We start from the raw sequence: 11,567 nt of genomic DNA on the forward strand, positions 1-11,567 counted from the left end.
CGCACTGCACACCTAACCAGGCCACGCGAAAGATCTCCCGATCGCGGTACGAGCACGCGCGCCAGAAAGCCCGAGAGATCGCCAAGACCGATGCCTATGTCACTTCGGGATACGCCCGGAAGAAAGTCGAGATGCTCTTCGCTCACCTGAAGCGCATTCTTGGCCTCGACCGCCTTCGCCTCAGGGGACCAAATGGCGCCAAAGACGAGTTCCACATAGCCGCAACCGTCCAGAACCTCCGCAAACTCGCCAAGCTGAGGCCTTCAGTGGCCTGAGAAGTTGGCAGGACCGCAATGGCTATCCAGTCCACGGGAAAACTGAGGCGAGTTTTTCAACAACATCTCCGCATAGCGGTCACGCGGCGAGCAGATCTCGGCGATACACCAGACCTCTCGCCAGACCGATCTTCATCGCGGGTGTTGCGCCGCTCCGGTCCGAGGCAGGTAGCATGTAGTTGTGATAGAAGCGCAGGATGTTCGCGACGCGCGGCACCATGGCCGGCTCGTAGAAGCTCCAAGGGTAGATCGAAGTTCGGACAGGACTCGGTTCTACAGGACAGGAAAAACTTTTTCCTATACTGACGGGACAGCCGGAAGTACTCCTCGGTGATAGCGGTGTTCGACTTGAGGATGTTGAAGCCGTCGCATGCGGGGCACCGAAATGTTCGGTCTTCGCCCGAGCCAACCACCCGACCGTGATCCTGGTCGCCGCCTCGGCGTCCTTGGACAGAAAACGGGTGAAGAAGAAGGCCGAACCGGTCGCAATGCGGGTTGCGGCAAGAGTTGACGCTGAAGCCGCCGACCAGTCGGGGAAGGCGTCTTTTCGGCGTCGAAGAATTCATCGGGACGTTCTTGGCGGCACCAACTCCTCAAATGTCAGTAATTTAAAGCTCGAGAGCCGCCCACTTAGGGGCGGCTCTGCGAACTATCAACATTTACCTGAGGGGCTGGTCGCTTGCGGCGCCCTTTTTCTTTACGCGGCGGCCCGACGGCCTTGGTTCCGCGCGGCGGGCTTCGTTCGAGTGCTGCACAAGCCGCTCAGGGGTATCGTGCACACCGCGCCGACAAACAGCAGCTTTCGGGTCGCCGCACCACCGGCCCTTCCGCATGATCGGGCACATGACCCAAGCCACCGACATCCCTCCCCGAGCGTGGTCCCTGCTCGTCGCGCTCGCGCTGATCTGGGGCGCCTCGTTCCTGGCCATCCGCACCGCGCTGGACGAGATCGCACCGCTTGCCTCGGTGCTCTACCGCACCGGGCCGGCGGCGCTCGCGCTCTGGCTCTGGGTCGCGGTTCGCCGCCTGCCGGTAACGCGTGATCCGCGGCTCTGGGTGGCGTTTCTGGGCATGGGCATCCTCAACAACGCGATCCCGTTCTCGCTCATGGCCTGGGGGCAGCTTCACATCCCGACCGGGCTGACCTCCATCCTCAACGCCGCCACCGCGATCTGGGGCGTGCTGGTCGCCGCGCTGGTCTTCTCGGACGAGCGGCTCTCGCCGCGCAAGGCGGCGGGCACGCTGATCGGGTTCGCCGGCGTCGCCACCGCCATCGGCTGGCGGGCGCTGGTCGCGCTCGACGTCACCAGCCTGGCGCAGCTTGCCGTTCTGGGCGGCACGCTGTCCTATGCGGTCGCGGGTGCCTGGGGCCGCCGCTTCCTGCGCGGCCTCACGCCCGAGGTGGCCGCCGCCGGGATGCTCACCGCCGCGACGCTGGTGATGCTGCCTGTCACGCTTGCCGTCGAGGGCATGCCACCCGCCCATCTCGGCCTGCGCACCCTCGCCGCCATCGGGTATTACGCGCTCGTCGCGACCTCGTGCGCCTACCTGCTCTATTACCGCATCCTCGCGCTCACCGGGTCGGGCACGCTCCTTCTCGTGACGTTGATGATCCCGCCGGTGGCGATCACGCTCGGTGCGCTGGTGCGCGGCGAGACCCTGTCGTCCTCGGCCTTCGGCGGCTTTGCGCTCCTCGCGCTGGGCCTCGCGCTGATCGACGGGCGATTGTTGCGCCGACGGGACGCGCGCAGCGTTTGACGCGCGCCCCGGCCCCGGCTAGCAACCGCCAAAACCCGAGGGGAGGTGCGCCATGATCTATCGGACCGCGGAAGACTGGCGCGCCGCGCCGAAAAAGCGCGTGCTGCTCTTCGCGATGTCGGGCCTCGGCAAGACCCACCTGTCGAACATCCTGCGCGAGAGCCGCGACTGGTTCCACTACTCGATCGATTACCGCATCGGCACCCGCTACATGGGCGAATACATCACCGACAACGCCAAGGCCGAGGCGATGAAGGTGCCGTTCCTGCGCAACCTGCTGATGAACGACTCGATCTACATCGGCTCCAACATCACGTTCCACAATCTCGGCGCGGTCTCCGCCTATCTCGGCAAGCCGGGCGATCCGGCGCAGGGCGGGCTCGACATCGACACCTACAAGCTGCGGCAGGACCGGTTCGCCCGCGCCGAGGAACAGGCGCTGCTCGACACGCCATATTTCATCGACCGCGCCCAGATGCTCTACGGTTATCCGCACTTCGTCTGCGACACCGGCGGGTCGATCTGCGAATGGGTCGATCCCGAGGACCCCGAGGACCCGATTCTGACCACGCTGTCGCAGCACTGCCTGATGGTGTGGATCGAGGGCACCGAGGCCCACACCGAGGAACTGGTCCGTCGCTTCGACCGCGATCCCAAGCCGATGGCCTATCAGCCCGCCTTTCTTGCCCGCGCGTGGGACGATTACGTCGTCCAGATGCAGGTGGCGCCCGACAAGGTCGACCCCGACGCCTTCATCCGCTGGGTCTATTCGCAGGCGCTGTCGCATCGCCAACCGCTCTACGAGGCGATGGCCCGCAACTGGGGGGTGCGCGTTACCGCCGAAGACATGGCCCGCGTGAAGAGCGGCGCGGACTTTGTCGAGGCGATCGCGGACGCCCTGCCAGACTGAGCCGCGGGCCGCAAAGCTTGAGGTTCGGCGCGCACCGTCCTATTTGCGACACTCGCACGCCCCTTGGCCCGGACCCGTTTCATGCCCATTCGCTTGCCCGCCGATCTTCCCGCCTTCTCCGTTCTCGACCGCGAGGGGGTGCTGGTGATGTCGGAGGAGCTGGCCGAGCTGCAGGACATCCGCCCCCTGCGCATCGGGCTGGTGAACCTGATGCCCAAGAAGATCGCGACCGAGAACCAGTTCGCCCGGCTGATTGGCGCGACGCCCTTGCAGATCGAGCTGTCGCTCATCCGCATGTCGAGCCACGAGACCAAGAACACCGCCGCCGAGCACATGGAGAGCTTCTACCGCCCGTTCAACGAGGTGGAGGCGACGGACGAGAAGTTCGACGGGCTGATCATCACCGGCGCCCCGATCGAGCATCTCGACTTCGAGGACGTGACCTACTGGGACGAGCTTTGCCGCCTCTTCGACTGGACGCAGAGCCACGTTCATTCCACCTTTGGCGTCTGTTGGGGCGGGATGGCGATGATCCACCACTTCCACCGCGTTCCCAAGCACCTCCTGGACGCCAAGGCCTTCGGATGCATCCGCCACCGTTCCTGCAATCCCGCCTCTCCGTACCTGCGGGGCTTCTCGGACGACATGGTGATGCCGGTCTCCCGCTGGACGGAACTGCGGCGCGCGGAGATCGAGGCGGCGGGCCTGAAGATCCTCATCGACAGCGACGAGACCGGCCCGGCGCTGGTGGAGGACCCGGAACACCGCGCCCTCTACATCTTCAACCATCTGGAATACGATTCCGGCACGCTGAAGGAAGAGTACGACCGCGACGTCGCCGCAGGAAGGGCGGTGCGCGTGCCGTCCAACTACTATCCCGACGACGACCCGTCGAAGACCCCGCAGAACCGCTGGCGCAGCCATGCACACCTGCTCTACGGCAACTGGATCAGCCAGGTCTACCTGACCACGCCCTTCGACATCGAAAGCGTCGGGACCGACCTGACCACGCCGCTGGGCCTCGCGTTCGGGTGAGCGTGAAGTTCGCACTCGGCCTTCTCGTGCTGATCCTCGCCGGCTGTGCCGCGGCGGTCGACAGGCGCGCGGACGTTCGCGGGTCGCGAGCGGAAGATCGATGGCCCCCGATCGGGCAGTTCGTCGAGGTGGACGGCACGCGCGTTCATGCGGTCGTGACCGGATCGGGACCGGACCTCGTGCTGATCCACGGCGCCAGCGGCAACGTCCGCGACTGGACCTTCGATTTCGTCGACCGGGTCAAGGATCGCTACCGGGTGATCGTGCTCGACCGGCCCGGCCACGGTTATACCGACCGGATGGACGGGTATGGCGGCGCCTTTCAGCGCGAGGGCGAGAGCCCGGCCGAACAGGCCCGCCTGCTGTCCCGCGCGGCGGCGGAGCTGGGCGTGGAGCGGCCCGTGGTCGTCGGTCATTCCTACGGCGGCGCGGTGGCGATGGCCTGGGGGCTCGATCATCCGGCCGCCGCTCTGGTCGTGGTGTCGGGCGCGACAATGCCCTGGCCCGGCGATCTCGGCGCGCAGTACACGGTGCTGGGCTCCGCGCTCGGCGGAGCGCTGGTCGCGCCGGTGGTCGCGGCCACCGCCGGAACGGACCGGGTGCAGGGCGTGCTGGCGTCGATCTTCGAGCCGCAATCGCCGCCCGAGGGCTACGTCGACTATGTCGGCCCGGGCCTGACCTTACGGCCCGCGTCGCTGCGCGCCAATGCGCGGCAGGTCAACACGCTGCGGCCCCACGTCGTGACGATGTCGGAGCGCTATCCCGGCTTCGCACTCCCGGTGGAACTGGTCCACGGCGACACCGACGAGATCGTGCCGCTCGACGTCCATTCGCAGCCGCTGTCGCAGCGCCTGCCCGACGCGCGGCTGACCGTGCTGGAGGGCGTGGGCCACATGCCCCACCATGTCGCCCCGGACGCCGTCGAGGACGCCATCGACCGCGCCGCTGCCCGCGCCGGGCTGCGCTGACCGCACGTGGGCAATTGCGTTAATTCCCTTAACATCCTAGACCCGGGCCGTTGGCCCTATCGGGAACCTCGATGCAAGACCGCGACACCCTGCCGTTCGGCGGCGCGATCAGCGCCTTCCACGACCACGCGGCCCCGCCCGAGGTCCGTGCGGCCATTGCTGCGGCCGCGCCCGACGACATCGCCTCGGACAGCTATCCCTACGATCGGCGGCTGGAGCGGGCGATCTACGAATCCGAACTCGAAGCCCTGCAGATCGAACTGGTAAAGCTGCAGGCCTGGGTGAAAGAGACCGGCCAGCGTGTCCTCATCGTGTTCGAGGGCCGCGACGCCGCCGGCAAGGGCGGCACGATCAGGCGCTTCCGCGAGAACCTCAATCCGCGCGGCGCCCGCGTCGCGGCGCTGGCCAAGCCGTCCGAGACAGAGGCCGGTCAGTGGTATTTCCAGCGCTACGTGTCCCACCTGCCTGCCGCCGGAGAGATCGTGCTCTTCGACCGCTCCTGGTACAATCGGGCCGTGGTGGAGCATGTGTTCGGCTATTGCACGGAAGGCCAGCGCGAACATTTCTTCGCGCAGGTAACGAATTTCGAACGGATGCTCACCGACGACGGTATTCACCTGTTCAAGCTTTGGCTCAATGTCGGCCGGGCCGAACAGCTGCGCCGTTTTCTCAAGCGTGAACGCGACCCTCTCAAGCAATGGAAGCTCTCCTGGATCGACGTGGAGGGGTTGAACCGCTGGGAGGCGTACTCCTCTGCGATCCGCGAGACCTTCGCGCGGTCGCACACCGAATTCGCACCGTGGACCTTGGTGCGCGCCGACGACAAGCGACGCACCCGGCTCGAGGCGCTGCGCACGGTGCTCGCGCCCCTGCCCTATGCACGGCGGTCTTCAGACGCGGTCGGCCGAACCGACCCTGCCATCGTCGGCGGTCCGGACATCTGGCATGGGTAAGCGCGGCTATCATCACGGTAACCTGCGGCAGGCGCTGGTCGAGGCCGCGCTGGAACTGATCGAGGAGAAGGGTCCGACCGGCTTCACCTTGTCAGAGGCCGCCAAACAGGCCGGCGTCACACCGGCCGCGGTCTACCGCCATTTCGACGGGCGCGAGGACCTGATCGCCGAGGCGGCGCGACAGGGCTACGAGATCTTCAGCGACCTGATGGAATACGCGTACGAGAGCGGCCAGCCCTCCGCACTTGCCGCATTCGAGGCGACCGGCCGCGCCTACCTCGCCTTCGCGCGCAAGTATCCCGGCCACTACATCGCGATGTTCGAAAGCGGTATCTCGGTCAACCGCAGCGCCGACCTCGCCGCGGTCGCCAACCGGTCCTGGGGCGTGCTGGAGCGTGCCGCCGCGGACCTGTCGCAGCACATCCCTGCCGACCGCCGCCCGCCGGCCTCGATGTTCTCGGCCCATATCTGGGCGCTGAGCCACGGCGTGGTGGAGCTTTTCGCCCGCAACTCGCCCGGCAACCGTTCGCCCTTCCCGCCCGAGGACCTGCTCGAGACCGGAATCGGGGTTTACCTGCGGGGATTGGGGCTGATCCCGGGAGACAAATGAAAAGATTTGCGCTCCAAACAATACCAAATGGAAGTCGAGCCAAAATTGTTCATATTCTACTCGGATGATGGGTTCCGTTTGCCCTGCGCTGAACGAATGTCCATTTCGGACTGTATTTTTCTGAACTTATAGCCAATACGTGAGAACGTAAAAAGCTTCGGCTTCCGGTCCGACACCCGCAAGAGGCGGGTCGCGCGGTTGCGCCGTGGAATTGCGGGCCACGTCACAAAAGTGGAGAAATGTTCAGGGCTGCGCGCGAGTTTTCGCCCGAGCGTATGCTCAACAAGCGGTAAAGCCAATTGATCGCGCGCAGGTAAAGTCAGGAATACCTCATACCACCGTTCGTTGAGCTCATCTGTGGCGTCGTCCCCCATCTTCTGAACCAGGATGGGATTCATTGTCAGATCGTCGCTTTGGAGGCCCGCAGACAAGAACAGATCATTCGTCGTCTTCCAATCCGATCTTGAGATGATACCAATGGAATATAAACGATCCAATTCCTCGAATGGTGTTTTGCGAACGGAGTGTCGGAAGGCCATCCGTTTGACCGTTCGGCTGTTCGTGGAGAATTGCGTCTGTGCGTGCCGCACTATATCGACCGGGCGTACGTCAAGCGTCAAACGGTTGTCGACGTAGATACACCAATCGGCGTCCGGGAAGTATCTATGCGGCATCAATTTGGCGCGCCGGGACGCGCGCACCGGACTCAACGGTGCAAGATCGTCATACACCATTTCTACCGACGGAACCCTGAGATCCGGATCGTCCGTCACAATTGCCCGCCTGTAACCGCGGCCCTCCCCCATACTCGCCATGTTCAGGCTCTCGGGCTCTCCGAAGAAACAGGAGTAGACAACAATTTCGCCAAACTCGCTCACGATCTATCACCTTGCATTCATCGCGGCCGATATGATCTCGAATAGATCCACGGCAATCTTCTGATTGTTAACCTCGCGCCGGATAGATCGCATCCGATCAACTGCCGCCTCCCATACCTTTGTCTTGTATGTCTCGTCTGCGTAGGCAATCCCGTTCAAGACAGATGTCTCGTCGAGAGTTTCGATGAGATACGGATAGTCGTCTCCGAGAAAACGCATTGCTTCTGGATCGTGACGCCATGCGAGGACCGGCGCCCCGACATGCGCCGCCAGGAACCCCTTGGTGAATGGTTTCAAGACGTTTCCTTCATCCCGCATGACGGGGTTGCGGACACAAATGTGGAAATTGCTATTCGCAATCGCTTCGCGAACCTCTTCGACCTCGGTCGAACGTTTGAAGGGCACAAAACTCACAGCATTCGCCAAATCCGGGCTGCGAAACGTGTTGCGTGGATCACCTATGTATACGGGCCGCAACGACTCCAGGTCACGCGTCATGGCGCTTTCGAGTCGAGTGTCTGTATTATGATGGAGCAGCCGCACTGCTTCCCGACCCCGATTGGGTTTCTCATTCAGCACAAGATTCAATTCACGCTCCGCGCCGTAAGAGGCCGCGAGGTGAAGGTCCGGTGACAAGTGCCGTGCCATGCCGAGGTCCCCGTCGACGTAGTCAATCAACGTGACAAGACCGCGTAGTCTGCAAATTCCCAATGTACTCTGCCGAACGTTCTTGAGGCACGACTTAGAGAATAGGATTGCCGTGTTTCCTGGTCTGGTGAAGGCCCAGCCTTCTTGGAGATACCATTGCACCTTATCGAACGGCACCAATCGGACAGAAACACGGTCACCCAAATAGCATTCCAGCATTTCGGCTAGCTGAATCACTCGCAACTCGACGCTGCCGTAGAGCTGGTGGCGTGATTGATAAACAATCTCCAGTCGGAATTGGCGTTCACTCATTCGAATGCGCTTTCCACAGAAAGCCCTAACTTGTGGCTACACGTCCTGAGAGTTCGAGACGCACGAAACATGTTTCGCCGCACACCTCAAGGCGACCCGATATACAGCATCGTATAGGGATCATGGAGACGAGCCGATGTCTGATGCTCTCGCATTCCTCTTGGCCAGAAGACCATGTCGGCATCCGCATCTTCATTGCAAGCACAGAAAAACCGGAGTGGGAAGCGGCGTTGCGCGGCATCGATCCAGCTCAGTGTCATGTTGTCGGGCCGCCGTCACGTTCGGTATATGCGCAAACTAAAGGGCCCGCATACTGCGGGCCCCTAACCGTACACGATGCGTCCGAAAGACTCAGCGCTTGGAGAACTGGAAGCTCCGGCGCGCCTTGGCGCGGCCGTACTTCTTGCGCTCCACCGTCCGGCTGTCGCGGGTCAGGAAGCCCGCGGCCTTCAGCGCCGGGCGCAGCGACGGATCGTAAAGCTGCAGCGCCTGGGCGACGCCGTGCTTCACCGCGCCGGCCTGGCCGGACAGGCCGCCGCCCTTCACGGTCGCCATCACGTCGAATTCGCCCTCGACCCCGGCGACGGTGAACGCCTGGTTGAGGATCATCTGCAGCACGGGACGCGCGAAGTACTCGTTCAGCGGCTTGCCGTTGACGGTGACCTTGCCCGAGCCCGGCTTGATCCAGACGCGCGCGGTGGCGTCCTTGCGGCGGCCCGTGGCGTAGGAGCGGCCGAACTCGTCGCGCTTCGGCTCGCGGGTGATCTCGGGTGCCGGCGCGGCGGTTTCGACGCCTGCGGCTTCGCCCAGCTCTTCGAGGGAGTTGATCTGATCAGCCATGGTTTACTTCGCCACCCGGGTGTTCTTGGAATTCATCGCCTTGACGTTCAGCGCCTCGGGCGTCTGCGCCTCGTGCGGGTGCTCGCTGCCGGCATAGACGCGCAGGTTGGTCAGCTGCTGCTTGGCAAGCTTGTTGCCCGGCAGCATCCGCTTGACCGCCTGGAAGACGACCCGCTCGGGATGTGCACCTTCGAGGATCTGTTCTTTCGTGCGCGACTTGATGCCGCCCGGATAACCGGTGTGCCAGTAGAAGTGCTCCTGCCGCTTCTTGCCGGTCAGTTGCACCTTGTCGGCGTTGATGACGATGACGTTGTCACCGATGTCCATATGCGGCGTGAATTGCGGCTTGTGCTTGCCGCGCAGCCGCGTCGCGATAATCGAGGCGAGGCGGCCGAGAACGATGCCTTCAGCGTCGATCACGATCCACTTCTTGTCGATATCCGCGGGCGTCGCAGAGTAGGTCTTCATGTCGGGGTGTCCCCTGGGGTTCATGGTGTGGTGAGCTGCGGCAAACGGTGCCGCCAAATCCGATGGGCGGGTTATAAGCGTGTCGCACACACGGTCAAGCGCACGTTCCGCAAATTTTCCGCGTTATATCAATCACCTGCAAAATAGGTATCAAAATACCCCACATTCTCACACCGCGATGCGCTCCGGCGGCTCGTCCAGCAGCGCGCGGAGCCGCCCCATCGCGGTCTCGAACTGCTCCAGCGGCACTTGCGCGTTCACGGCGATGCGCACCGCATGCGGGGCAAATCCGTCGCGAGCGGCGAAATCCTCGGCCGTGCGAAGCTGTACGCCACGCGCCTCGGCCGCCTGAACGAAGGACGCCGCGCGCCAGCCGGCCGGCAGCTTCAGCCACAGGAACGGGATCTCGGGGCGCCATGTCACGTCGAAGCCGCCGAGCGCGTTGACTGCGGCGCGGATGTAGCGGCCGTATTCGCTGCGCACCGCCGCCATGATGCGCCGCGTCTCACTCCGGCTCAGCAGGTCCTCCACGAGGTCGGCGAGCGGCCTGGCGAGCCCGAAGAAGCCGTGCTCGGCCGAACGGCGCAGGCCGGCCGCCTGGTCGCGCGGCGCCACGGCAAAGCCCACCCGCAGCGCAGGGGTCAGCCCCTTGGACAGCGAATTGACGTACCAGCCCGTGTCGGGCAGCAGCGCGCGGTAGGCCGGCCCCGCCTGCGGACCGAGCCGGTAGCAATCGTCCTCCAGCACGTGCAGACCGCGCCGGCGGGCGACTTCGGCGATCGCCTCGCGCCGCGACGTCGGTGTGACGATCCCGGTCGGGTTGTGCACCTCGGCGCTGGTACACAGAAGCTGCGCCCCGTGCTTCACCGCGATCTCGTCCAGCGCCTCCGGCACGAGACCCTGCGCGTCCATCGGTACCGCCACGACCTCGGCGCGCATCAGGTCGGCCGCGCGGCGGAAGCCCGGATAGGACAGCTCCTCCACCAGCACCACGGGGCGCGCGCCGCTCAGGACGGTCTGCATCACCAGCGACACGCCCGATTGCCCGCCATGGCAGAGCACGAGATCCTCGTGTTCGAGCGGTCCCAGCGCCGCGCCGCTCAGCCAACGCACGACCGCCGCCCGCGCCGGGGCATAGCCGGTCCGGGACGGATAGTTCAGCAGGTTATGATGCGGCCGGTCGGCCAACCGGGCGAGCGCGTCGTGGATCAGGGCCACCTGCCCCATGTCCGGCACGCTCGGCCCGAACAAGGCGACGCGGTCGGTGTCCTCCGCTGGTGCGACCTGCGGGACGGGCCATTCACGCTCCGGCGCCGCCGGCCGTTGGCGCGCGGCGACGAAAGTGCCGCGCCCGACCTCGCCGGTGGCGGTGCCCTCGTCGGTCAGCAGCCCGTAGGCCCGCGCCACCGTTCCCGGCGTGATCTTCAGCGCCCAGGCGAGGTCCCGCACCGGCGGCAGACGGTCGCCGGTTTCCAGTGTCCCGGCGCCGATGCATCGTCGGATCGCTTCTGCCACCTTGCGGTATTTCGGCCCCGCCCCGGCCTCGTCCGCATAAGCAGACAGAATTGTATCCATCACAATTTTTCCATCGACCCGTTAGTGCCCGCAATGTACCAAGATATCCATGGCAAAGTCGCCATATTGTGTCAATACAATTTCGGAAGGAAAGGAACAGACCGATGTCTTCCGCCCCCCACCTTGCGCAGACGGCATTTCTGAGTCGTCAATCCCGGCTGCCCGCCCCGGCTTCAGTCGCGCTTTCGGTGGCAGTGGTGCTCGCGAAATGGTCCGAAAGACGCCGAACGCGCCGCGCGCTGGCCGATCTCGACGACCACCTGCTGAGCGACATCGGCCTCGATCGGTGGACCGCCCAAGCGGAGGCCCGCCGAAAGTTCTGGCAGGACTGATCCCT

14 protein-coding genes are annotated in these 11,567 nt (G+C 64.4%); 8 read left to right on the top strand and 6 right to left on the bottom strand.

Annotated features, from left to right (window positions below):
- On the top strand, nucleotides 1-275 hold a 275-nt coding region (locus F3H57_RS10370; protein WP_149755849.1), incomplete at its 5' end, for a transposase.
- A gap of 79 nt (nucleotides 276-354) precedes the next feature.
- Here the strand turns inward: F3H57_RS10370 and F3H57_RS22200 are convergent.
- Nucleotides 355-495: a hypothetical protein gene (locus F3H57_RS22200; RefSeq protein ID WP_188129658.1), complete on the bottom strand. Its 141-nt coding sequence runs from the start codon at nucleotides 493-495 to the stop codon at nucleotides 355-357.
- Between the two features lie 623 nt (nucleotides 496-1,118).
- Here F3H57_RS22200 and F3H57_RS10375 point away from each other — a divergent pair.
- The 6 genes from F3H57_RS10375 to F3H57_RS10400 all read left to right on the top strand — a co-directional run bounded on the left by F3H57_RS10375 (nucleotide 1,119) and on the right by F3H57_RS10400 (nucleotide 6,509).
- On the top strand, nucleotides 1,119-2,033 hold the full coding sequence (locus F3H57_RS10375; protein ID WP_149755850.1) for a DMT family transporter: 915 nt from the start codon (nucleotides 1,119-1,121) through the stop codon (nucleotides 2,031-2,033).
- Nucleotides 2,034-2,085: 52 nt separating this feature from the next.
- Nucleotides 2,086-2,943: an ATPase gene (locus F3H57_RS10380; protein ID WP_149755851.1), complete on the top strand. Its 858-nt coding sequence runs from the start codon at nucleotides 2,086-2,088 to the stop codon at nucleotides 2,941-2,943.
- 81 nt (nucleotides 2,944-3,024) lie between these two features.
- Nucleotides 3,025-3,978 carry a homoserine O-succinyltransferase gene (locus F3H57_RS10385; protein WP_149755852.1) on the top strand — a complete coding sequence of 318 codons (954 nt, stop codon included), beginning with the start codon at nucleotides 3,025-3,027 and terminating at the stop codon, nucleotides 3,976-3,978.
- Nucleotides 3,975-4,946, top strand: coding sequence for an alpha/beta fold hydrolase (locus tag F3H57_RS10390; protein ID WP_149755853.1), 972 nt, complete (start codon nucleotides 3,975-3,977; stop codon nucleotides 4,944-4,946). The genes F3H57_RS10385 and F3H57_RS10390 overlap by 4 nt, the downstream gene beginning before the upstream one ends.
- 71 nt (nucleotides 4,947-5,017) lie before the next feature.
- Nucleotides 5,018-5,899, top strand: coding sequence for a polyphosphate kinase 2 (gene ppk2 / locus F3H57_RS10395; protein WP_149755854.1), 882 nt, complete (start codon nucleotides 5,018-5,020; stop codon nucleotides 5,897-5,899).
- Nucleotides 5,892-6,509, top strand: a complete 618-nt coding sequence (locus F3H57_RS10400) for a TetR/AcrR family transcriptional regulator (RefSeq protein WP_149755855.1) — start codon at nucleotides 5,892-5,894, stop codon at nucleotides 6,507-6,509. Before ppk2 ends, F3H57_RS10400 begins: the two co-directional genes overlap by 8 nt.
- Nucleotides 6,510-6,565: 56 nt before the next feature.
- Here F3H57_RS10400 and F3H57_RS10405 read toward each other — a convergent pair whose 3' ends face one another.
- The 5 genes from F3H57_RS10405 to F3H57_RS10425 form a co-directional block, all read right to left on the bottom strand.
- Nucleotides 6,566-7,387 carry a hypothetical protein gene (locus F3H57_RS10405; RefSeq protein ID WP_149755856.1) on the bottom strand — a complete coding sequence of 274 codons (822 nt, stop codon included), beginning with the start codon at nucleotides 7,385-7,387 and terminating at the stop codon, nucleotides 6,566-6,568.
- Between the two features lie 6 nt (nucleotides 7,388-7,393).
- Nucleotides 7,394-8,347 (bottom strand): hypothetical protein, encoded by a 954-nt coding sequence (locus tag F3H57_RS10410; RefSeq protein WP_149755857.1) that lies wholly within the window; start codon nucleotides 8,345-8,347, stop codon nucleotides 7,394-7,396.
- Between the two features lie 351 nt (nucleotides 8,348-8,698).
- A complete protein-coding gene (gene rpsI / locus F3H57_RS10415) occupies nucleotides 8,699-9,187 on the bottom strand; it encodes a 30S ribosomal protein S9 (protein ID WP_149755858.1) in 489 nt (162 codons plus the stop codon).
- A gap of 3 nt (nucleotides 9,188-9,190) precedes the next feature.
- Nucleotides 9,191-9,655 (bottom strand): 50S ribosomal protein L13, encoded by a 465-nt coding sequence (rplM, locus tag F3H57_RS10420; RefSeq protein ID WP_149755859.1) that lies wholly within the window; start codon nucleotides 9,653-9,655, stop codon nucleotides 9,191-9,193.
- Between the two features lie 168 nt (nucleotides 9,656-9,823).
- Nucleotides 9,824-11,230 carry an aminotransferase-like domain-containing protein gene (locus tag F3H57_RS10425; RefSeq protein ID WP_149755860.1) on the bottom strand — a complete coding sequence of 469 codons (1,407 nt, stop codon included), beginning with the start codon at nucleotides 11,228-11,230 and terminating at the stop codon, nucleotides 9,824-9,826.
- 104 nt (nucleotides 11,231-11,334) lie between these two features.
- Here F3H57_RS10425 and F3H57_RS10430 point away from each other — a divergent pair, with 104 nt between their 5' ends.
- Nucleotides 11,335-11,562, top strand: a complete 228-nt coding sequence (locus F3H57_RS10430; protein WP_149755861.1) for a DUF1127 domain-containing protein — start codon at nucleotides 11,335-11,337, stop codon at nucleotides 11,560-11,562.
- Nucleotides 11,563-11,567 lie beyond the last annotated feature (5 nt).

Origin of the sequence: Roseivivax sediminis (genome assembly GCF_900112685.1) — a bacterium.
Taxonomy (GTDB): domain Bacteria; phylum Pseudomonadota; class Alphaproteobacteria; order Rhodobacterales; family Rhodobacteraceae; genus Roseivivax; species Roseivivax sediminis.

Coding starts and splice junctions, on each gene's coding strand:
- F3H57_RS22200 (WP_188129658.1), bottom strand. CDS start 495: ATGGTGCCGCGCGTCGCGAACATCCTGCGCTTCTATCACAACTACATG.
- F3H57_RS10375 (WP_149755850.1), top strand. CDS start 1,119: ATGACCCAAGCCACCGACATCCCTCCCCGAGCGTGGTCCCTGCTCGTC.
- F3H57_RS10380 (WP_149755851.1), top strand. CDS start 2,086: ATGATCTATCGGACCGCGGAAGACTGGCGCGCCGCGCCGAAAAAGCGC.
- F3H57_RS10385 (WP_149755852.1), top strand. CDS start 3,025: ATGCCCATTCGCTTGCCCGCCGATCTTCCCGCCTTCTCCGTTCTCGAC.
- ppk2 (WP_149755854.1), top strand. CDS start 5,018: ATGCAAGACCGCGACACCCTGCCGTTCGGCGGCGCGATCAGCGCCTTC.
- F3H57_RS10400 (WP_149755855.1), top strand. CDS start 5,892: ATGGGTAAGCGCGGCTATCATCACGGTAACCTGCGGCAGGCGCTGGTC.
- F3H57_RS10410 (WP_149755857.1), bottom strand. CDS start 8,347: ATGAGTGAACGCCAATTCCGACTGGAGATTGTTTATCAATCACGCCAC.
- rpsI (WP_149755858.1), bottom strand. CDS start 9,187: ATGGCTGATCAGATCAACTCCCTCGAAGAGCTGGGCGAAGCCGCAGGC.
- rplM (WP_149755859.1), bottom strand. CDS start 9,655: ATGAAGACCTACTCTGCGACGCCCGCGGATATCGACAAGAAGTGGATC.
- F3H57_RS10425 (WP_149755860.1), bottom strand. CDS start 11,230: ATGGATACAATTCTGTCTGCTTATGCGGACGAGGCCGGGGCGGGGCCG.
- F3H57_RS10430 (WP_149755861.1), top strand. CDS start 11,335: ATGTCTTCCGCCCCCCACCTTGCGCAGACGGCATTTCTGAGTCGTCAA.